Source organism: Kordia sp. SMS9 (assembly GCF_003352465.1).
Classification (GTDB): Bacteria; Bacteroidota; Bacteroidia; order Flavobacteriales; family Flavobacteriaceae; genus Kordia.
This window is the reverse complement of the sequence record NZ_CP031153.1, coordinates 394,478-417,856: the sequence shown is the minus strand read 5'-3', so window position 1 is coordinate 417,856 and position 23,379 is coordinate 394,478. Positions and strand designations below refer to the sequence as shown.

17 protein-coding genes are annotated in these 23,379 nt (G+C 36.5%); 15 read left to right on the top strand and 2 right to left on the bottom strand.

What is annotated here, in order from left to right:
* Nucleotides 1-160: 160 nt before the first annotated feature.
* Complete coding sequence (locus KORDIASMS9_RS01845) at nt 161-868, top strand: hypothetical protein (RefSeq protein ID WP_162819720.1); 708 nt, start codon at nt 161-163, stop codon at nt 866-868.
* Nucleotides 869-973: 105 nt separating this feature from the next.
* On the opposite strand, the gene KORDIASMS9_RS01840 is transcribed toward KORDIASMS9_RS01845, so the two are convergent.
* Complete coding sequence (locus KORDIASMS9_RS01840; protein WP_114901210.1) at nt 974-4,165, bottom strand: AsmA-like C-terminal region-containing protein; 3,192 nt, start codon at nt 4,163-4,165, stop codon at nt 974-976.
* 269 nt (nt 4,166-4,434) lie between these two features.
* Between KORDIASMS9_RS01840 and KORDIASMS9_RS01835 the strand changes: the two genes are divergently transcribed.
* From KORDIASMS9_RS01835 to KORDIASMS9_RS01785, 11 genes are all read left to right on the top strand, one after another.
* Nucleotides 4,435-5,382 carry a polysaccharide lyase family 7 protein gene (locus KORDIASMS9_RS01835; RefSeq protein ID WP_114901209.1) on the top strand — a complete coding sequence of 316 codons (948 nt, stop codon included), beginning with the start codon at nt 4,435-4,437 and terminating at the stop codon, nt 5,380-5,382.
* A gap of 10 nt (nt 5,383-5,392) precedes the next feature.
* A complete protein-coding gene (locus KORDIASMS9_RS01830) occupies nt 5,393-7,210 on the top strand; it encodes a T9SS type A sorting domain-containing protein (RefSeq protein WP_114901208.1) in 1,818 nt (605 codons plus the stop codon).
* Between the two features lie 102 nt (nt 7,211-7,312).
* Nucleotides 7,313-9,349, top strand: a complete 2,037-nt coding sequence (locus KORDIASMS9_RS23990) for a polysaccharide lyase family 7 protein (protein WP_114901207.1) — start codon at nt 7,313-7,315, stop codon at nt 9,347-9,349.
* A gap of 45 nt (nt 9,350-9,394) precedes the next feature.
* Complete coding sequence (locus tag KORDIASMS9_RS01820) at nt 9,395-9,742, top strand: cupin domain-containing protein (protein WP_114901206.1); 348 nt, start codon at nt 9,395-9,397, stop codon at nt 9,740-9,742.
* A 290-nt stretch (nt 9,743-10,032) separates the two neighbouring features.
* Nucleotides 10,033-13,095 carry a TonB-dependent receptor gene (locus tag KORDIASMS9_RS01815; RefSeq protein ID WP_114901205.1) on the top strand — a complete coding sequence of 1,021 codons (3,063 nt, stop codon included), beginning with the start codon at nt 10,033-10,035 and terminating at the stop codon, nt 13,093-13,095.
* 29 nt (nt 13,096-13,124) lie between these two features.
* The gene (locus KORDIASMS9_RS01810; protein ID WP_114901204.1) at nt 13,125-14,546 is read left to right on the top strand and encodes a RagB/SusD family nutrient uptake outer membrane protein; all 1,422 of its coding nucleotides are present in this window, start codon (nt 13,125-13,127) and stop codon (nt 14,544-14,546) included.
* A 19-nt stretch (nt 14,547-14,565) separates the two neighbouring features.
* Nucleotides 14,566-15,564 carry a PKD domain-containing protein gene (locus KORDIASMS9_RS01805; protein WP_114901203.1) on the top strand — a complete coding sequence of 333 codons (999 nt, stop codon included), beginning with the start codon at nt 14,566-14,568 and terminating at the stop codon, nt 15,562-15,564.
* 5 nt (nt 15,565-15,569) lie between these two features.
* Nucleotides 15,570-16,478 (top strand): polysaccharide lyase family 7 protein, encoded by a 909-nt coding sequence (locus KORDIASMS9_RS01800; RefSeq protein WP_114901202.1) that lies wholly within the window; start codon nt 15,570-15,572, stop codon nt 16,476-16,478.
* A 166-nt stretch (nt 16,479-16,644) separates the two neighbouring features.
* Nucleotides 16,645-17,346 carry a FadR/GntR family transcriptional regulator gene (locus KORDIASMS9_RS01795; protein ID WP_114901201.1) on the top strand — a complete coding sequence of 234 codons (702 nt, stop codon included), beginning with the start codon at nt 16,645-16,647 and terminating at the stop codon, nt 17,344-17,346.
* A gap of 202 nt (nt 17,347-17,548) precedes the next feature.
* Nucleotides 17,549-18,850, top strand: coding sequence for an MFS transporter (locus KORDIASMS9_RS01790; protein ID WP_114901200.1), 1,302 nt, complete (start codon nt 17,549-17,551; stop codon nt 18,848-18,850).
* 28 nt (nt 18,851-18,878) lie between these two features.
* Nucleotides 18,879-19,643, top strand: a complete 765-nt coding sequence (locus tag KORDIASMS9_RS01785; protein ID WP_114901199.1) for an SDR family NAD(P)-dependent oxidoreductase — start codon at nt 18,879-18,881, stop codon at nt 19,641-19,643.
* A gap of 221 nt (nt 19,644-19,864) precedes the next feature.
* Here KORDIASMS9_RS01785 and KORDIASMS9_RS01780 read toward each other — a convergent pair whose 3' ends face one another.
* Entirely contained in the window at nt 19,865-20,887 is a 1,023-nt protein-coding gene (locus tag KORDIASMS9_RS01780; protein WP_114901198.1) for a LacI family DNA-binding transcriptional regulator, read from the bottom strand.
* Between the two features lie 148 nt (nt 20,888-21,035).
* On the opposite strand from KORDIASMS9_RS01780, the gene KORDIASMS9_RS01775 reads away from it, so the two are divergent.
* From KORDIASMS9_RS01775 to KORDIASMS9_RS01765, 3 genes are all read left to right on the top strand, one after another.
* Nucleotides 21,036-22,082 carry a sugar kinase gene (locus KORDIASMS9_RS01775; RefSeq protein WP_114901197.1) on the top strand — a complete coding sequence of 349 codons (1,047 nt, stop codon included), beginning with the start codon at nt 21,036-21,038 and terminating at the stop codon, nt 22,080-22,082.
* Nucleotides 22,083-22,152: 70 nt separating this feature from the next.
* Nucleotides 22,153-22,821: a bifunctional 4-hydroxy-2-oxoglutarate aldolase/2-dehydro-3-deoxy-phosphogluconate aldolase gene (locus KORDIASMS9_RS01770; RefSeq protein WP_114901196.1), complete on the top strand. Its 669-nt coding sequence runs from the start codon at nt 22,153-22,155 to the stop codon at nt 22,819-22,821.
* On the top strand, nt 22,818-23,357 hold the full coding sequence (locus tag KORDIASMS9_RS01765) for a LacI family DNA-binding transcriptional regulator (protein WP_114901195.1): 540 nt from the start codon (nt 22,818-22,820) through the stop codon (nt 23,355-23,357). Before KORDIASMS9_RS01770 ends, KORDIASMS9_RS01765 begins: the two co-directional genes overlap by 4 nt.
* Nucleotides 23,358-23,379 lie beyond the last annotated feature (22 nt).

The following is a 23,379-nucleotide window of genomic DNA, read 5'->3' as shown; positions in this document are numbered from 1 at the left end:
TCAAAGGGGAAATGTCCCAAGATGAACTCATAACCCGAAGGTCACTGGTTCGAGTCCAGTTCCCGCTACTAAGCAAAAGCTTCACAGAAATGTGGAGCTTTTTTATTATACTTGTATAAAAGTAATCTGTATACATATGACTGATGAAAATATAACAAAAGTGAATGAAGCAATAGCTCAGTATTTTAATGAAAATACTACGGTTGATTGGATTCCTGTAAAAACAATTATGCCCGCATTAGTGGAGGCTGGTGTGTTTTTAAAAGATGTAAAAAAAGGATTTCCATTGCGTAAAGTACTTCGGAAATTAGATAAACAATCGCAACTTGCTAAAATACCTGCGGTTCATGCAGAACGAAAAAAAGAAAACACCTATTGGTATTTGGTAAGAGAAGGCAAAGAGTATACACCAAAAGAAGTAATTCCTGAAATTTCTAAAAAAGCACAACATATTCTAGACATTAAAAATAGTGATGAAAATTACTTATTGGATGTATGTGACGAGTTGTTAGCGCAGAAAGCTTCCCGAAAACACACATTTGACACCTTGGTAGGAAATCTTCATAAAAGAGGAAAAGGACGTACAAAACTACCGTTAGATGCGTATTACAAAGATTCAAAACTTGTGATTGAGTTTTTTCAGAAAGAGAAAAATTTTGAAGATTTAGATGAAAAAGAACAAGCGCGTGTTACACAAATAAAATACTATGACGAACTCAAAAAAGAAGCGGTTCTCAACAAAAGATTTCGGTATATGAAAATCAATTTTGCACAATTTGAATGTGACGAAAATGGCAAATTGATCCGAAATACGGAAAATGACACCACCGTATTGAAAGAGATGCTAAAAGATTTCTTAGAAAATTAAGACCATACAAGTATAAAATACAGCAAGACTTCTTGAGAAATCAAGGAGGTATTTTTGTGAAAAAGCATTAGGTATGCATTCCAAGGCTACTATATGTGCTGTATTTTACTTTTTCTTTTTCTTGCCCAATGAAACCTTATAATCATCTATGGTTCCTTTGACTTTTACATTGATATACCGCGTTCTCTTGTTTGTATTTACTTCTACAATCTCATCTTCTTGTTCTTCATCAATAGTACGATCTTTGCGTTTAAATAGTTTATACCAAGCAGCTTTTCGTACAGTTTTCCATGGAATACGCAAATAATAATCAATATTATGATTGTTGTCATGTGAGCCAGACAGTTCCATGTGACCTAAAGTAGATTCAATTGTCATAGAAGGAATATAAATCTTTCCTTTATCTACATTCAAGCTATTTTGCAACGTATCAAACCGAATGTTTCGCAAGTTTTTATTTCCCATGTAATCTGAAAGTGCCAACATTGGGTCGTAATTTTTCAGTCTACCATTCAATACTTTTACATCCATTTCTAAAGTAGATTGATCCAAATCTGGCACCATATCTGGATATACTCTAATCTTTCCTGTAATTCTGGAGGTGATTTTTCCCTGTAAATTTTCGGAAACGAGATGATCTTGCCCGAGATTTTCGAACTTGAAGAGTAATTTATCCAAATCAACATTAGTAATAACCAAATCGGGTTGCAGATAAATATGTTTTGGATCGCTCCCATTAAAATAGCCACTGAATTGAATATTTCCTCCAGCAGCATTCATCTGTAATGTATCTACATATATATAATGGTTGGGTGTTATTCTGAAATCTGCCTTGATCTTTTGAAGATCAATTCGATGATATATAAAATGCGCAATATCTGCTTTAAATCGCATGTCTGTAAATGGCAACTCATAGATATTAAAAGCATCAGCATGTGCTTTCACATCAGCAGTTTCTGACTTGACAACTTCCGCGGGTTTTGGGGGTTGTGTATTAAACTTAAAAAGCGCATCATAATCTATATAATTTGCTTGTACCGCTAAGTAATTATCTCTTTTCATTATTTGCGGATTTTCTCCCACATAATAATTTAAATCGAAATTGAAATTTGTAGTTCCTATTTCACCGTGAAAGTCTTTTATCACAATGTGCTGGTCTTCATAATGAATGTTTCCTCTAAAATCATGAAAACGAAGTGGATGTACTTCCATTTTTGTGTCTAACTTATCTAAAGCCAAATCTATAGAGTGTAAAGCAGAATCTTTATAATGCATACGAGCGTCAAAATGCAATGCCAAATCATCAAATTTTTCATGTCTGTATTCTTCAGGAACATAATTTTCTCCTTTATACGAAAAAACATCTTCTAGTCTTAATTTTTTAGAAGTAAGATTGATATCTAAATCTACATCGCCGTTAAGCTCAGGTTGCATCCAAAAAGCATAATCGTGAATCAATCCATCAAAATGAAAATCACTATCATCAATAAAACCTGAAAAATCTACAACTTTTAAGTCTGTACTATCAATCAGTACATCGGCATGAAAATCATGTAGTGTATGCGGATAATGTTTTAAATCTACATACAAACTATCAATAAAAAATTCACCTTTAGGCAAATACTTAGATTCCGTAAAATCTTTTGCAGAAGCCTTAAAAGAAAGTCCTAAACTCAGATTTTCCAATTGCTCATCAATACCTTTTTGAATAGAGTCTTGCTTTGAATATCCTGTCAATTCTGCAATATCCAAATACTTAGAACTAATGTCAAAATGCGCTTCTACTGGAATATCAGTATGATGCACTACTGCGGGTAAATCTGATATAAAACCGCTAATAGATAGGTTTGTATTGCCCATAGACATGTCAAATTGTTTCAGCGTCGCTTCTTTACCGTTCATGACCAAATCTACATTCAAAGTGTCTAAAGGAGCGGGAAGGTTTTCTGCGCTTAAACGCAAGTCTTTTACTTTCAACTGTGCAAAGTAGGCTTGATTGAGCTTTTGTAATGCTTTTTCGGGTTTGTCAATATCAATAATATCGTGAAAATTCATTTTCAGCGAAACTTCTCCAGAAGCACCTTGTACTTGCTCCAATTCAAAAAAATCTGCAATAAAATTCAAATTGAAGTTAGAGTCTATCTGCATGTCAATTTCTGGAGCGTCAAAATTCTTAACAAGAATAGCACCGTTAAATTCTCCCTTGTCCAAAGAAGCAGTCATGTCGGTGAGCGAAAATTCCATCGTGCTGGCATCTCTATTTTCACCATTCGTAAAATGACCTTTAAAGCTCATATTGTCTATTTTTTTGCCTCTTTTCGTATTTTCTAAAAAAGCTTTTCCAGCTCCAAAATTAGCATCGATAGCAGGTCTGTTTCCTTTGTTTGCGGGTCCCTGAATTGTTGCATTAAAATAAATTTCTCCAGCATTTTTGTATTTTTCCAAAACGGGTATCACATCTGCAGGTGCAAACGCAATAAACATATCAAAATTGGGCTTTGTTCCTCGCATTATAAAATTAAGGTCTACGTCATTCTTAATATCTATAGAACCTTCTAACTCAAAATCGCCATTTTCCATAGTAATCCTTGAAGGAAGTATGTCGAGAATGGTTGTATCTTCATTATATTCTACATCGGTGTGAATTTCAAAATGCTTCTTATTGATGAAGGTTGTGTCCTTATTTTTGATGACATTTAATTCCAAATTGGCATCTATATGTCCTGCGATGATGCTATCTTTTAGCGTAAAACCACCTGAGCCTTCGTACACAAACTTTTCAACATCTGTATTGGTGGCTTCATCTAAGGTGTGAATATCTAGATTTTTAAATTTTATTTTTTTGAGATGAATATTAGTAGATGGAGTTTCTGTATCGGAAGTACTCGCTATGGAATTTTGAATATTCGTCGTATTATTTTCGTGAATCACAATATTAAACACACCATCTTCCACCACTAACGATTGAATGTCATAATTTCCATTGACAATGTCCCAAAAATCAAAACCAACGTAAATATCCTTCACATCCATGATGACAGGCGCATTGTCTTCTTTGGTTTCAAAAATTTGGAAATCATATACCTTTACAGAAATATATGGAAAGTTGCCAAAAAGAGATAATTCACTCTCACCAATACGGACAAGCCCTTTATGTTCCTGGTTTAGTTTTTCAATTTCACTTTTAATAATTTCCGTTTGGTTGCTCTGAATGTAAAGAATCAGTCCTCCTAATACTAAAATTGGAATTAAGATTAACCCTAATAAAATTCGTTTCCATAATTTTTTAATCTTCAAAGTAGCTGTCTTTTGGAATTAGAAAAAGTGTTTGCCTTTAAAAGTAACGAATTCTTACGAAATAAATCATAATAATTATGTCTAGCGCAAATTTAGTATAACTCTTTTGATGCAAATAAGATCTGAAAAAACTTTAAACCTAGTGTAAGTCTTCAACTCACAATAAAGCAAAATGAAAATACCTTTTTTAAAATCACACACCATAAAAATTTGGAACATTCAGAAATATGTTTATATTTGGTAAACCAATCTGGTTAACCAATTTAAAAATGCACACACAAAAATCATTCATAAAACACAAAAATAAAGTAGTAACTCTTTTGTTAGCTACTGTATTTACTATAGGTTGTTCCAATAATGATGAATTAACTCCTCCAACAGGAACCACAACAAATACACCGTCAAGCGATGTTCCGGCAGCTGAAGTACCGACAGTAAATTTTGCAGATATCAACTTTTCTAATTGGAAAGTAACGCTTCCTGTAGATGAAAATAATAACGGAAAACCCGATGAATATCTGCCGAACGAATTGATCAATTTTGGCTATCAAACACTCACGTCTGTACAACCTTTTATGTATGATGATACAGAAGATGAATCGCTCGTTTTTTATACATATCCTGAAAGTTCAACCACAAATAGTTCCTATTCACGAACCGAATTGCGCGAACTCATCAATCCAAGCAACTCAAGAGAAAATTGGACCTTATCAGAAGGCGGCACGATGAAAGGTCGTTTAAAAGTAGTTTCTGTTTCACAAGATACCAACTCAAGTGATGAATTTCACGATGTCATCATCATGCAAATTCACGGAATCCTCTCGGAAGAAGATGTAAATGCATTCAATTTTCCGTCAAATAACGGTCCGCCATTAATTAAAATTTACTGGAAAGACGGATACATTTGGTCACACAAAAAATCATTGGTAGATGAAAGCACTTCTGGAGACGCATTATTAACGACTTCAAACACAATTTGGACAGATGTCAAACAAAACCTTGGCTACGTAGGCTATGATGCATTCAATTTTGAAATTATTGCGTCCGATGCGCGAATAAGTGTACAACTGAACAACAATACACCGTATATATACGAAGATATAAGTTTGGACAAATGGCCTTTTGAAAACTATTTCAAAGCAGGAAACTATTTAACTACTACTGACAACAACGCATTTTCCTATATAAAATACTACAATCTTTACATAACGCATTAAAATCAACTATATGAAAACAAAATTACTTTTTATAGCAATCCTTTTTATAAGTTTTGCAGAAGCGCAAACCCTTACGTTAGGCGCAGGAACATCTTCCTCTGCAACCAGAGGTCCTTTTCAACGTTCAGATGACGGATCAAGTTCTGTATATTCTCGTGCGAGTATATTGTATACTGCAACGGAATTAGCAGCTATGTCACCTTCTGCAACCATATCTCAAATTAATTTTGACTTAGGTTCTTCTAACATTATTACAGCTTCAGGCGATGCTACAATGACAATTTACATGAGAAATTCAAGTGCTACAGAAGTAGTTGCTAGTGGAAGTACTTGGACAGATGCCATAAACGGAGCTACCATCGTAGGAACCTACACATTTAATACAACAAATAACTTTCCTGGTGCTACAGGGTATGTGAGTTTTGCTTTAACAACACCTTTCAATTATACAGGCGATGCGTTAGAAGTTGCTGTAGACTGGGATTGCTCTAATTTAGTTCCTGCTGATCCTTTACAACCTAATTTACTATTTTCAGGAAATGGTTCGTTAAATTGGCGTTGGGACAATACAGCGCATCAATCCCTCAATTACAGAGCTGGTTCTTCATCCGCTCCAACAACACTAACAAGCAGGAAAGCGCAACGTGTAAACACACAAATTGTGTACTCTGGAGCAACGACGCCAGCAACATCTGGTCAAGTAATTGGTGAATTTCCTATCATGGATGGTGGTATGGAAAGTCAAACTGCAGGTAATATGAGTTCTGCGGGTAGTGGTCAATCTGGAACAGCCCAAACAGAATGGACAGTTTCATCCACTGGTAACTCAGCAGTTAGAGATATGACAAACAATGCAACATTGGCACGAACTGGAGATTTTTCAGCAGCATTTCAAATAACATCAGGAAGTAGTAATTTAAGATTGCAAAGTCCTTCAACCGTTGCTCCAAATCAATTGCAAATCAATACAGAATATACAGTACAGTTTTTTTACAGTGCAAGCGCAGATCCAGGAAACGATTTAGATCCTGGAATCTATTTAAATAATACGTCTGGAAGTAATACAACGAATAAAACAGATGCAATACCTTTTATGGCCAATACATGGACTAAAACGTACGGTACTGTCACAACAGGTGGCGCTATCAACGCATCACATTGGGCAGTTGCCAGAATGAGCGGAAGTAATTTAACAGCGGTAAGAGTAGACGATTTTGTTGTATATTCAGGGCCGTATGATGATACTGCTCCAAGTGATCCAACAACAGGAACGTATGCTAATAATTCAGGTATTGCTACAGTAGGTTGGACAGCTCCCGCAGGTGGCGTAGATGCTGGAGGTTATGTTGTTATCAAATATACCTCAATGCCGAATGCAGATAACGATCCTAACCAAAATGGAATCTATCAATTTGGAGGAACCACAACAAACGGAACAGGCGGTCTTACAGGAACCGTAATCTATATTGGAACCGATACAAGCTTTACAGACATTTATGCAACAGGGAATTTTTATAAAATATATGCGGTAGACAAAGCGTTCAATTACTCTAATGAACTAATAGTATCAGATGCAACTTTAAGTATAAATGATGCGGAAACTACTACTTTCAGACTGTATCCAAATCCAAGTAAAGGAACGCTAAACATTCAAACGAATACCATTGGTTCAGTTTCGGTAAATATGTACGATATGTTAGGGAAAGAAGTGTTCACTGCCAATAACGTAACAAATAGTATTGATATTTCTAATCTTAACAACGGAATGTATATAGTTAAAATTTCAACCAACGATGGAAGTATCACCAAAAAAATAATCAAAGAATAATTTTTTAATATCAATAAAGGCATTTGTTTTATAAAGAAATAAGTGCCTTAACAAGTTTTACACCGAAAACTAAGTACAGTTTTACAAAACAAATCATACACCATGAGATTCAACATATCCAAATCAACTTTTATTTTTAATACGCTATTGATGAGTGTCATTTTGCTATGTAATAGCTGTGCTGAAAACAAAAAAGAAAATATCGAAAACAGTGTGAAGCCAAACGAGGTCATACCATTTTTTCAACATTGGAATTTAATCTTAGGCGATGGTGCTAATGTAGGAAAAGCTACGGATTATGATGATAAAAACTACTTTTACACGGCAAACGATGCCAACGGAAACTGGGTAGTATTCAAATCGCCCAATGCAGGAAATACACACGGAACGTCCAACAACACACGCACAGAATTGGCACAACTCAAAAAATGGATGCCAATGACAGAAGCTACCATGAATGCTACACTCAAAGTAATGAATGTAGCTACTACAGGTGATGCAACAGTGGCAGCAACGTATTCGGTTGTAGTAGGACAGATTCATAGTGCAGACGGACATGAAAATGAACCGCTAAAAATATTCTACAAAAAATTCCCAGGACACACCAAAGGTTCTGTATTTTGGAATTATGAAATCAATACTGCTGGAGATGATAACTCAAAACGATGGGATTACTCATATCCAATTTGGGGTTATGATTTTTCTGTGGTCGGAACGGATGCAAATACCTATCCGGCAGAACCAAAAGACGGAATTGCATTAGGAGAAGAATTCAGTTACAAAGTGGAAATCAAAGATGGAATGATGCACCTAACTTTCACAAGTAAAGGACACGAAACCAAAACCTTCACCAAAAACTTGATAGCTTCAGAATATGCAAAGCGTTCAGACATTCCTCAACAAGTACAACAACTATTTGTGCCAATTGGTCAAGATGGCGTAGAACGTGAAAAAGCCTACACAGGCGAAGGATTATTTTTCAAACTTGGCTGCTACAACCAAACCAACGGAAAAGATCCGAAAGTAAACAAAGTTTGGTGTTCTGGCGCAGAAACACATAACGGAGACCTCCAAAAACAATATGCCGATGGCAACTATGCAGAAGTTTGGTTTAAAAAAGCAAAAATTACAATCAGCGACGATGCTATTTCGAATGCAGGATATTTTGAAGCAAATGACGGATTAAGCAAAAAAACAGTCTATCCAAGCGAGGTCATTCCCTTCATGGATAAATTTAAAATATTACTAGGTGATGGTACAAACGTAAAGAATCTTGTCAATTATGAACAAAAAGATTTTTTCTACACTGTCATTGATGGTACACGTCGTTGGGTAGTGTACAAAACGCCAAATTCTGGAGTTACCTCAAAAAATTCAAGCAATACTAGAACGGAATTACAAGAAAAAAGAGAATGGATGCCAGAAGAAGGTGGAAAACTCACAGGAACTTGTAAAGTAATGCAAGTTTCTACTTCGGGCGATGCTAGAGTAGCGGCTTCGTATGCAACAGTAGTTGGACAAATTCACAGTGGAGAAGGGCATGAAAATGAACCTTTTAAACTATTCTACAAAAAATTCCCAAAACATACCAAAGGTTCTGTCTTTTGGAACTACGAAATCAATACTGCGGGTGATGATAACTCAGGAAGATGGGATTATTCAACGGCTGTTTGGGGACACGACATGTCAGTTATTGGTAAAAGTAAAGATGACTATCCTGCGGAACCTGCAGATGGTATAGAACTCGGTGAAGAATTCAGTTATGAAGTCAATGTATACAAAGGAATCATGTACCTCACATTTACAAGTGAAGGTCATCCAACAAAAACATTCACTAAAAACCTACTGAAATCGGAGTACGTACACAAGTCTGATCTTCCAGAACAAGTCAAAAAACTATTTGTACCTATCGGACAAGACGGCACTGAACGTGCGGAAGCGTATAGTGGAGAACTCAACTACTTTAAGCAAGGTGCATACAATCAAACCAACGGAAAAAGTCCTGAAAAAAACAGGGTTTGGTGTGCAGGTGCAGAAACCTATGGAGGTGACATTGCCAAGCAATATGAAAATGGTTGCTACACAGAAGTATGGTTCAGAGAAGCTACAATAGGCGCAGGAACTCCACCAAATAAATAGAAAAAATAAAAAGAACAACAATCAAAAAATAATTAAGAGAACGATATGAAAACATTTGGAGCAAGTAAAGAATTCATCTACGATAACGATTTAGATTGGGAAGTTGTGGGCGAAGGTGTAAAACGAAAAATAATGGGCTATGATGACAAAATCATGCTCGTAAAAGTGCATTTTGAAAAAGGTGGCATCGGATACAAGCACGAACATCATCACAGTCAAGTAACTTATGTAGAAAGTGGTTCTTTTGAATTTTCGATCGGGGAAGAAACAAAAGTTGTCAAAGGAGGCGATACCGTCTACATTCCACCTCATGTATTGCACGGAGCTATCTGCACAGAAGAAGGAATACTTATCGATGTATTCAGTCCGATTCGTGAAGACTTTATGGAATAACTAAAAAAAGCGACTTTAAATTAACATTTCCTTAATAAAATTTAAGAAAATGTTGATAGTTTCAAAAAATTATATATATTTGGTAAACCAATCTGGTTAACCAGTTTAGTTAGCCACAAAAAAAGGACAGGTGCACGCCTATCCTTTTTGATCATTACTTCTTTTGGAGGGAAGTAAATTATACATAATTACTTATAGTAACATGCATACTGTAAAAATACAAATTTTTTAGCAGTAGAAAGAAAGCTTTAAGTGATTAGTTGAATATTAACTAATTAAAAAACTTAATTATGAATTTAAAAACTAAGCTTACCTGTATTGTGATGCTCCTCTTTTGCATTGCAACGTATGCACAGGAGCCTTACCTTCTGAAAGGGAAAGTTGTGGACAAAGCTGACAACCAACCTATTCCTGGCGCAAACATTCAGGTAGTGAAAACATCGAAAGGTACTACGACAAATTTTGATGGTAATTATCAAATTGAAGTAAAGAAAGGTGATGTATTACAATTTTCGTATGTTGGATATACTTCACAAACCGTAATTATTGATGCGCAGGCAACAATAAATATTAGCTTGGTAGAAGATACAAATGCTTTAGATGAAGTGGTTGTCATTGGATACGGTACACAAAAGAAAAGCAACTTAACAGGGGCAATGTCTACCTTAAATGTAGAAAAGAAAGGCTTAGACAAAATTGCAGTTTCAAGATTAGATGATGCTTTAGTAGGACAAGTAGCAGGTTTAAATGTGGCTGCCACAGAAGGGGAAGCAGGTTCCGATCCTACGATTCGTATTCGTGGTGTCGGTTCGTTAAATGGAGATTCTGCGCCTTTAATTGTAATTGACGGATTGGTTGTAGATAGTGATTTCCTTGGAAACTTAGACATGAACGAAGTAGAAACGTTTGATATCTTAAAAGATGCCGCTTCTACCTCAATATATGGTTCTCGTGGTGCCAATGGTGTTATTCAAATTACTACAAAACAAGGGAAAGACGGGAAAACAACGTTCTCTTACAATTCGTTCTTTGGTTTTAAAGAAGCCCGACAAAGTGATGACTACTACTTTACAGTAGCAGAAACTGTTGCGGCAGAACGCGCTGCCACTGGAACACTTTCCAACAGAACTGCGTATAAAGAATTACTTGTACAAACAACAGGAATTGATAGAGATTGGCAAGATGTTATTTTTGAAGGAGGAACCATCACGACACATTCATTCAATGCGCGTGGAGGAAACAAAAACACGAAATTTAGTGCCTCTTTAGGATACAATCATGATGAAGGTGTATTGCTAACAGATGATTACAAACGTTACAATGCCCGATTAAAATTAGACACAAAACTAAATGACAAAATAAAGCTAGGTGTCAACTTTGCGCCTTCATACACAAGAAGAAGACGTTTTGACGGATCTACACACGATATTCTAAGGCAAGCGCCATGGTTGCCACTATACCATGATGCCAACACGATTCAATTTGTAGATACAGCAACGTATCCAAATGTGCAAATTGGTGATTACGCACTTCAAAGACACTTTGATAACTACGATTTATTTGGTGACGGTACAGTGTCACAAGATATCAGTAACACATCCAATACAAATCCGGCAGCAAAAGTATTAGAGCGCGATCGTAATGATTACAAATTCAAAATTGCAGGATTGTTTTATGGTGAATATAAAATCATAGATGGTTTGCGATTTAGAGCAAGCTTAGGTGGTGACTACCAAAACACATTCAGAAACAGATGGCAAGGAGTTCAATCTAGCAGAAATCTTGCAGCTGCGGCAAGTTACTTTGAATCTAACGAAACTAGAATTCACACCTTATCGGAAGGATACTTTACGTACGACAAAGCTTTTGGAGACCACGAATTCAATATAGTGGCTGGAGCTTCTGCTGAAAAGTGGGAATGGCAAGGCGATAGCGCACTTGGATCTGGGTATACTTCAGATTTAGTACAAACCCTAAGTGCTGCTACCGTTTTAAATGAAATAGAATCATATATATATGAAGAAGGATTCTCTTCTTTATTCGCAAGAGTAAATTATGCTTACAAAGACAAATACTTAGCATCGTTAAGCTTTAGACGCGATGGTAGTTCCATTTTTGGTGTAGATAACAAATACGGAAATTTCCCTTCTGCTTCTGTAGGTTGGGTAGTTTCTCAAGAAGACTTTTTAAGTGAAAGTGAAATTGTAAGTACTTTAAAACTGAGAGCAAGTTTCGGTATTACAGGAAACAAAGATATTGATACAGGCGATAATTTGACGGATTTATATCCTTCAATCTCCTTATTAGGAACAGACAATTACAACTCACAGGCAGCGTTTGTAGCGTTGAACATTGCAAACCCTGAATTACAATGGGAGCGATTGATAGAATTTAACCCAGGAATCGACTTCGGATTGTTCAACAACAGAATTACAGGTTCTTTCGATTACTACACAAGAACGAGTGATCAACTATTACTATTCAATCCAGTTCCATCTTCTACAGGATTTTCGGCAGCGCTTGAAAACTTAGGAGAAGTGAGAAACTCAGGAATAGAACTTGAACTTTCGTCGAGAAACATTTCTACGGAAGATTTCAGATGGAATACAACCGTAATTGCTTCTCACAATAAAAATGAATTACTTGACTTTGCCGATTCTAACGGACAAATTCAAAATGTAGACAGCAAAAGAGCTGCAGAATGGATCAACTTAGTAGGAAATCCTATTTCGTCGTTCTATGGTTGGGTTGTAGATCGTGAAATTCCTTTAGAATTCATCAACGATCCATACCATCCAGTTGGCGGACAAGCGCAAGATGTATATGTAAAAGATTTAAATGGTGATGGACTTATTGATGATGATGATAAAACGATCTTAGGAAATCCGTATCCAGACCTAGTTTGGAGTGTAACGAACAATTTCCAATACAAAAATTTCGATCTAAGCTTTATGTTTCAAGGAAGTCACGGTGCCGAAATCCGTAACATGGGAGATCAGTACTTATTCAATCACTTTAACAGTGGACAAGATTTTAGCACATCTACCACGCCAGATCAAAGTTTCATCAGAGAAAAAATATTTACAGACGCCATCATACAAGATGCAAGCTACATTGCGCTTCGTAATTTGACATTTGGCTACAATCTTCCTGATGACCTTGCGAACAGATTGGGTGCATCTTCATTTAGAATATACGCAACAGGTCAAAATTTATTATATTTTACGGCAGATGGATATACAGGGTTTAACCCAGAATCAATAAACGATACAAGTGCAACAACCTATGGATATCAGCGTGCTGGTTCACCTATATTTAGCACGGTATCTTTTGGAGTAAACGTACAATTTTAAAAACACACTATTTATAAAAACATTCAATTATGAAACAACTAAAATATATCAGTTTTTTGATGTTAATGATAGGCTTTCAGTCGTGTCATAAAGACCTCTTGGAGCCAGTGCCACAAGCAGCCATAAGTAGTGAAGGTTACTTTCTCAATGACGCTCAAATTGAAACCGGTGTCATTGCTATTTATGACGCGATGCAAGGTGTAAATTCCACAGATTTAAGGGACAATCGTGGTGTACAAGAAGAATACTATGTAACAGAAATGCGTAGTGATAACACAAGAACCAAAAATCAAGAAGGAGAAGCGGCTCAGTTTGAAAGCTATGCCATTACACCAAACAATGGTATTGTAGAAAACTATTACAGAAGCTGTTACAGCACTATTTTTAGAGCGAATTTAGTATTGGAGAATCTTGCAAATGCATCCGAAACGATGTCGCCTGTTTTTGAAGGAGAAGCAAAATTTGCAAGAGCGTATAGCTACTTTAACTTAGTGCGTCTCTTTGGAGATGTTCCTTTGGTAGAGAGACCAATTACACCACAAGAAGATGAATTAGCCTTTACAAGAGTGGCTACAGCTACCGTGTACGATTTAATCGTGAGTGACTTAGAAACTGCTGCTGCAAATTTAAGTAACGGCGAATACACAAGAGCTTCCAAAGCTGCTGCAGAAGCATTATTGGCAAAAGTTCACCTAACACTAGGAAACTATTTAGACGCACAAATTCTTTGCGAAAACGTAATGAGTTATGGATATACTTTAGAGCCAAACTTTAATGATATCTTCTACAACGAAGGAAACAACGAGCTTATTTTTGTAATAGCGTACTCAATAGGAGTAGAAGCAGATAGTCAAGACTTCTCTGCGGAATTTATGAATGGTGTTGGGCGTACGGTAGGAGTAAACTACGTAACGCAAGATGCTGCTACATTTTTAGATAACAACGGTGGAAACAGAACGGAGTTTTCATATCGTATAGATCCATTTCAACCAACACAAAGACAAGTGGTAAAATACCTGCCAAACGGTGAAGATGGTGGTGCTAATGGAAACCAATTTAATTCAGATGCAACCTTATCTGGAAACGATTGGGTAGTATTAAGATATGCAGATGTATTGCTCATGCATACAGAAGCGATTTTAGCAGGAAATCAAGAAACAACCAACACTGCTGCTATTGGATCATTCCAAATGGTGCGAAACAGAGCTGGCTTAACAGATCCTGTAACTTCCATCACAAAACAAGAACTCTTAGATGAAAGACGCGCAGAATTAGCTTTTGAAAATCAACGTTTATACGATTTACTGCGTTTTGGAGAAGCGCAAAATGTATTATCAGCTTTATCAACGGCTAATAACTACAGCTTTACTGCTACCGATTTATTATTGCCGATTCCACAGCGCGAAATAAATCTTAGTAATGGTGTAATGACTCAAAATCCAGGCTACTAAAAATTAATAAAGAGATATTATGAAAAAAACAATAAAAATCGTGTGTATGGCATTCCTGCTTGCAGGAGCGTTCATATATCAATCGTGTGACATCGACAAATTTGAACCGCTAGGAGAAAATTCAATTGCAGATGCAACACCACCAGAAGCTAACTTTTCATTCACACAAGGAGAAGGAGCAGAAGAAGAATGGAAAGATTATACATTTGCCAACCTATCTACAAGTGCTACCATGTATGTGTGGGACTTTGGAGACGGAAACACTTCTACGGAAATAGATGGTCAAAACACCTATCCAGGAGAAGGTACATATACAGTAACGCTAACAGCTTCCGACGCATTAGGTGTTGTAAGTACATCTACACAAACCATAGAAGTAATTGAGCCAGAAGCGCCACTAGTTCCAGATCCAGTATTAATCAATGCTGATTTTGACAAACTCGAGAAGAACAATGGAAACTCAAGTGATTGTTCTTGCTCTGGTTGGGATAATGATGATATTGGTGAACAAGGAGAATCTAGTTCAGGTAATGGAGGTTCTGACAATGTGGTAAAATTTGACAACAACGAGCCAGATCACGTATATCAAGAATTTGCCGTTACACCAAATGCAGAGTATAGAGTTACACTAGTAGTATCTCATAAAGAAATAGCTTCTACACCTGGTACATATCCTGGTAGTATGCTTGAAGTAAGAGTGTTGTCAGGTGCAGGTTATATAAGTGGATACACACCAACGTACTATGCAACTGCTACAGAGTTTCCTAGTTCAGGGTATGGATACACTACTGTTGCACAAGTAGAAGATCCTGCAAACAACCTTTTAACTGAGACAATCTCAAATCCAGATGATGATGGTTATTTTACATACACCTATTTATTCACTGCAGGAGCTAGTGATAGTGCTGCACTCTTCATCAGAGGTTTAGGAGGCGATAGCAGTGTTGGTAGTTATGGATATAGTAGTGGAGACGAAGAAATACGCGCAGACTCTGTAGTAATAGAAGCCGTTAATTAAGTATTATGACATTAAGAACGCTATTCATACTATTTTTTGCTTTCAACCTAAGCATTGGCATGGCACAGTCTAACGACAGTGGCACTACAGATGTTGTAAAAAAGGAACGAAAACGCAAAAAGAAAAAAAAGAAGCGTAAAAAATATAAATTACCTGAAATTGATTTATCGCATTGGAAAGTGACAACACCTGCGGGTAGCGGAAAAAAACCGCAGGAAGTGTCACCACCAGAAATACTGGACTATGCCACAAATGAAGACTTAAAACCGTATATGTACAATGATTCTGTGCGCGGTGCAATTGTTTTCTATGCCTATCCAAGCAAAGCGACGACTGCAAATACCAAATATTCGCGTTCGGAATTGCGAGAGCAAATGGAACCTGGCAACAACAATGTCAATTGGACATTTAAGCAAGGTGGTATCATGAAAGGGAAGTTGGCAATTGATGAAGTTTCTCGTGATAAAGATGGTAAATATCACAAAATTATCATCATGCAAATTCATGGGCGACTAACCAATGCACAGCGCGATTTAATTGGTCAAAAAGATAACAATGCACCGCCAATGTTAAAAATATATTGGCAAAATGGTAAAATACGTGTCAAGACCAAAGTCTTAAAAAATTTGAATGCTACAGAAACAGAAATGCTCCATGAAGATGCTTGGGGTAATGACAAAGGATTTACATTCAAAGAAAAAGTAAGCTTTAAAAAATTCCGGTTGGAAGTCAGAGTCAGTGAAGGAAAAATGACAATAGTGCTAAACAATAACGAATTCAAAACCTATAAAAACGTACACATGCGAAAATGGGGAATCTTTGAAAACTATTTCAAAGCTGGCAACTACTTTCAATCACGTGATGAAGGCGCGTTTGCCAAAGTTCGGTATTACAGTTTAGAAGTAACACATTAATAATAAAGTTTATTTAATTTGGATTGTGCTTTGCTCGGATTTTACTGATCTGAAAAATTGATCAGTAAGATTCCAGTAAAGATTTCTAAAAATGTTAACGTGTATTCCTTATTAATTTTATAAATTTAACATACAAATCTGGTTAACCAATTACAGTCACTAGCGTATGAAATTAGACATCGTAACAAAAAAAGAAACACTAAACGTTCAAAGTGAGATTATCTCGAAAATAAAAGACTTAATCAATGCAAAAAACTTAGAACCTGGAGACAAACTTCCGTCTGAGCGAATGCTGTCTGAAAAGTTTGATGTGACACGTAGTAATGTTCGAGAAGCCATTCAAAAACTTGAATATTATGGGTTGCTAAAATCAATTCCGCAAAGTGGAACATTTGTTGCCAACATCGGTGTCGTTGCAATGAATGGTATGATTGAAGATATCTTAGGCTTAGAAGAGCCTGACTTTAAATCGTTGGTAGAAACTAGAATTTTGTTAGAACTAAAAACAGTACGACTCGCAGCACTTCGCAGAACGGATGAAGATCTTCAAAAAATAAAAGCTACACTTGATGCGTATACCGAAAAAGTTCTGCGTGGAGAAGATGCAGTACAGGAAGACTTGCTGTTTCATTTAGCCATTGCCAAAGCCTGTGGAAACAGTACCATGAATACCTTCATGCTAAGTATAACACCAGAAATCATCACAAACTTTGAAAAATACCATGTATGTGACAAAGATTTAGCAGAATCGGGAATTCATGAACACACCGAAATTTATGAAGCTATCAAAAATCAAAATCCGCAATTGGCAAAACAAAAAATGAAAGAACACTTTAAAATATTATATCAATACTGTTATAATGTTTAATGAATAATACAACCAATTTTGAAGATGCACGACTTCAAAATTGTCAAAAAAATAGGAGGGAACGTAATTTTATAGATAGAAACGTAACATACATTTCTTCATGAAACGAATTACTTTCAAAAATTCAATGGGCTACATTGCTCTAAAAAAATAATGTGTGATACTTGTTCATTCAAGTATGCATACATCTCATACACACAACATGAAGATAAAAGGATTACGATGGTGGATTATAGGTTTAATAGCCTTAGCAACTATAATTAACTATATCGATAGACAAGCATTGGTCGTACTATGGCCAAGTATAGCAGAAGATTTGTATCCAGAAAAAACAACCACAGAAAGAAAAGAAATTTACGCTTTTATTTCAGTAGTTTTTATGTTTTCATATGCCTTTGGACAGTCAATTTTCGGGAAAATATTTGACAAAGTAGGCACAAGAATAGGTTTTGTATTATCCATAGGTTTTTGGTCCATAGCAACCGCACTTCACGCATTAGCAAAAGGCGTCGCAAGCTTTGCTATTTTTCGATCTATACTAGGAATCTCAGAAGCAGGAAACTGGCCAGGAGCCGCCAAAGGAAATGCAGAATGGTTTCCTACAACTGAAAGAGCCTTTGCACAAGGATTATTCAACTCTGGAGCCGCAATAGGCGGTATCGTTGCTATACCAGCCATCGCTTTCTTAACGGTGTATTTTAGTTGGCAAATGATATTTGTCATTGTAGGTTTGATCGGTTTGCTGTGGTTAGTTCCTTGGTTAATCATCGTAAAAGCACCACCAAAAAAGCATCCATGGTTAACGGAAGAAGAAAAAAAATACATTCTAAGCGGTCAAAAAGTAAAAGAAGCTGAAGATAATACTCAAAAAGAAGAAGAATATAATCCAACTACAGGCGAACTACTATCACGCAAACAAAGTTGGGGAGTTATTATAGCTTCCGCAGCAATAGATCCAATTTGGTGGTTATTTGTTTTTTGGATTCCACTATACTTATCAGAAGTATACGGGATGGACGTAAAAGGCATTGGTATTTACGGTTGGGTTCCGTATGTAGGTGCAATGTTAGGCGCTTGGTTTGGTGGCTTATATGCGCAAAACAGATTAAAAGCGGGTTGGAATGTCAATAAAACACGTAAAGTAGTCATCACGCTAGGATGTGTCATTATGCTTCCAGCTTTATTAGCCTTGTCAAATCCAGGTTCGCCTATTGCCGCAGTATTAATCATGGCGGTCGTTCTCTTTGGTTTTCAAACAGCTATCGGAAATGTACAAACCTTGCCAAGTGATTTATACGGAAAGAAAACAGTAGGCACACTTTCAGGTTTTGCAGGAACAGCCGCAAAATTATCAGGAGCAGGTTTGGTAGCCTTAGTACCAATGTTAACAAAAGGAGGAAATTATGCACCTGCATTTATCATTGGAGCAGTGTTAGCATTTATAGTCATAGCAAGTGTTTGGGGCTTAATTCCTAAAATAGAACCTTTAAAAGCAAAAAAATAATCAAAAACAATACATAAAAGAATATAAAATGAACACAAACAACGGAAAAGTAGCAATCATCACTGGAGCTACTGGTGGTATTGGTTTCGAAGTAGCAAAAAGATTGGGAGAAGATGGGTATACCGTAATTTTAAATGGTATAGATGATAAAGCTGGTGCTGAAAAACTAAAACAATTAACAGATGCAGGAATAACTGCCGAATATTACGGTTTTGATGTTACAAAAGAAGATCAAGTAACAGAAAACATTGTCAAAATTGGAGAAAAATATGGCAAAATAGATGTACTTGTAAACAACGCTGGTGGATTAGGCGGACGTTCTCGATTTGAAGAAATGACCACGGAATTCTATCGTTTTGTCATGGCACTAAACCTTGATTCTGTATTTTTTGCATCCAGAGCGGCAATACCATACCTGAAAAAAGGAGAACATCCTTCCATCATTAACTACACCTCAAATGCAGGATGGACTGCTGGTGGACCAGGTGCTGGAATTTACGGAACTTCAAAAGCTGGAGTACATGCCATCACAAGAGCATTAGCCAAAGATTTAGCAGAATATGGGATTCGATCCAATGCAGTATCACCAGGAACGATTGATACGCCATTTCACGCACAAATAAAATCAACAAAACCAGAAGTTTTTGCTTCTTGGGCAAACAATATTATGTTAGGACGCTTAGGACAACCAGAAGATGTAGCAGGTGTTATTTCATTCTTAGCAAGTAAAGATGCTTCATTTATCACTGCGGAAACGATCCAAATTGGTGGTGGACAAGCGTTAGGAATCTAGCATAAAAATATTTTTTATTTTCAGAATGAATAGGCGTTATTGTTTTTTATACCAGTTATATTTTGAATTTAGCCAGAAATAAAATGATGAATTTTTGTGATAGATGAGACGTGAAAATTAAGCACAGCCTAAGTTCTGTTTTATTTTTACAACGTAATAAAGCGCAAAAAGACACATTTTATTGGGTACATTCAAGGTGTAAATGGTATTGGCAATAGCGCTTATTCTTTTTGAGACGAATCGCGTTCAATCAACGCCGCGTCTAAAATAATCTTATTCAGCGTTTGTTTCAAAGGATCCATCTTTACACGTTCCAAAAAAGTTTTGGCAGCCAATTGCCCTATTTGCGCACTGTGTTGATTAATACTTGTAATGGTTGGAGTGACTAACGAAGTAAAAGGTTCGTTTCCAAAACCCACCAAGCAAATATCATTAGGAACATTGATATTCTTTTCTTTCAACAACTGCAACGCGCCCAAGGCAGCATAATCTCCTGCAATATACACGGCATCTGGAGGATTTTCTAAGGCTAACAATTCTTGCATTTTTAACTTTCCGTCTTCCAAGGTCAAACTACTTTCTATAAGCAAATCATCATCATGAGGTAAATTATACGAATGTATGGCATCAACATATCCTCGAATTCTATTATTAAAAATTCGCGTATGTCTAAAACCGCCAATATGCGCAATACGTTTGCACCCTTTGGAAATAAGGTGTTCCACAATCATAAAACTACTATCATAATCGTTAATTCCGATATAATCTACATTCAAATCGTTCTCTCCTCTGTCAAATAAAATCAATGGAATTCCTTTCGATTTTACTTTTTCATAATATGACAAATCAACTGTTTCATTTGCCATTGAAGCAATAATGCCATCAACTTGGGTAAAAAGCAACGTGTCTATATTATTACATTCTTTCTGAAAAGATTCGTTAGATTGTGTAATAATGATATTATAGCCTTCCTTATTGAGAACTTCTTCGATATTTTGAATCACGGATGAAAAAAAGTTGCTACTCGTTCTCGGAACAATAACGCCCACTAAATTACTTTTCCCTTTTCGCAGTGCGCTTGCTAAATGATTGGGTTGATAATTCAATTCCTTCGCAACACGTTTCACAGCAGCTTTGGTTTTTGCACTAATTCTAGAATCGTCATGAAGTGCTTTCGAAACCGCTGCAGGAGAAATATTCAACACAGTAGCAATGTCTTTTATCGTAGTTCTTTTTTTTTTCACGTAGTTTTTTATATATTTGCTTAAACGATTAAGCAAAAGTAGCTTTTTTAAAGTAAAAAATCAAAACATACCCGTTTTGATTTATTTTTCGACTCTTGGTTAAACGTTTAAGCAAAAAAGAAATTTTAACAAATAAAGACGATATAAAATGAGTAAAGTAGTCACTTTTGGAGAAATCATGCTTCGTTTAGCACCTCCAGGATTTTTAAGGTTTTCGCAAACAAATAGTTTCGACGTCGTGTATGGAGGAGGAGAATCGAACGTAGCGGTTTCATTAGCCAATTATGGAGTAGATGTAGATTTTGTAACACGTTTGCCCGACAACGATATTGGACATTGCGCTATGATGGAAATGCGAAAACGCGGCGTTGGTGTCAACAAAATTGTGTGGGGCGGAGACCGTTTGGGAATCTATTTCTTGGAAACTGGAGCGGTAAGTAGAGGAAGTAAAGTTGTGTACGACAGAGCACATTCAGCCATCGCAGAAGTTACGTCGGGAATGATTGATTGGGACGCTGTTTTTGATGGTGTAAAATGGTTTCACTGGACAGGAATTACACCAGCCATATCACAAGGAGCCGCAGATGTTTGTTTAGAAGCTGTAAAAGCAGCAAGCGCCAAAGGAATTACAATCTCTACCGACTTAAACTACAGAGCAAAACTTTGGAAATATTGTGATGACGCGCACAGAGAAAAAGTCATGACTGAATTGACTTCCTATTGTGATATCGTATTAGGAAACGAAGAAGATGCGGAAAAACACTTCGGCATTCACCCAGAAGGACTCGATGTACACAAACACGGACACGATGTAAAAGCAGAAGCATTCTTATCAGTTTGTAAACAAATGATGGAAAAATTTCCAAGAGCCAAAAAAGTAATCACAACGTTAAGAGGATCTATCTCAGCTTCACACAATACATGGGCAGGCGTTTTATACGATGGTTCAAAAATGTACGAAACACGTCAATATCAAATTACAGATATCGTAGATAGAGTTGGTGGTGGCGATTCGTTTATGGGCGGATTGATCTACGGATTGCTCAAATACCCAGAAGATGATCAAAATGCATTGGACTTTGCAGTTGCAGCTTCTTGTTTAAAGCACACCATCAAAGGAGACGCAAACCTATCCACCATTGCAGAAGTAGAAAAATTAATGGGTGGAGACGCTTCTGGAAGAGTTGCGAGATAAGTAATCTGTTTAATTTCAGCTCAATATTAAAATACTTCCCGTTTTCACGGGAATAAAAATAAATCATTTAATGGCACAATATTCAAGACTCGAAGTAGCACAAATAATGAAGGAAACAGGATTGGTTCCGCTCTTCTTCAACAATGATATAGAAGTAAGTAAAAAAGTAGTCAAAGCTTGTTATGACGGCGGCGCTCGCTTGCTAGAATTTACAGCACGTGGCGATTTTGCCCATGAAATTTTCAGTGAACTAACAAAATACGCCATTGCAGAATTGCCTGGAATGATTATGGGTGTTGGCTCTGTTACAGATGCTGCTGCCGCTTCTTTATACATGTCGCTTGGCGCGAATTTTATCGTAACACCTGTATTGCGAGAAGACATTGCCATCGTTTGCAATCGTAGAAAAGTACTATGGTCGCCAGGTTGCGGATCGCTCACAGAAATCGCGAAAGCAGAAGAATTAGGCTGTGAAATTGTGAAATTATTCCCTGGCGGAATTTACGGACCAAATTTTATCAAAGCGATCAAAGGACCACAACCTTGGACGAGTATCATGCCAACTGGTGGTGTGGCGCCAACACAGGAAAACTTAGAAGGTTGGTTCAACGCAGGTGCCACTTGCGTGGGAATGGGTTCCAAATTGGTGAAAAAAGAAGCAAATGGAACCTTTGATCTAGAAAAAATAAAAGCAACAACGCAAAAAGCACTTCAGATTATAAAACAATTAAAAACATGAGTTTGTCATCATTTTCTACAATGACGTTAAAAGATTTATCGCAACTTTCAGGTTTTTCGGTATCAACGGTTTCAAAGGCATTGAATAACAAATTCGATATCAGTCCTTCTACCCGAAAAGCCATTCAAAAAATCGCCGACCAGCATAATTATGTTCCTAATAATTATGCGGTGGCATTACGTAAAAAACAAACCAAAGCGATTGCAGTGATCATTCCTCAAATTAACACGAATTTTTATAGTTGCTTTTTATACAATATTGAAAAAGTAGCTTCCAAATATGGCTATCGCATCCTAGTATTTCAATCTTTTGAGGAAAAAAAACGCGAAAAAGAATGTCTGAAAAGCATCAACGACGGCAGTGTAGACGGCGCAATTTTAGTCACAAAAAATTCATTGAACTCACTTCGAAAACCACAAAATCACTCCTTACCAATACAATGTGTTCAACTTTCGGAAGAAATTCAAGAAAAGGAATTAAAGCAAAACTGTATGCAAGCGTTTTCTGAGCTGCTTGCTTCGTTCATTGTGGTTTAAAAAAATAGTTTGATCAATAGAT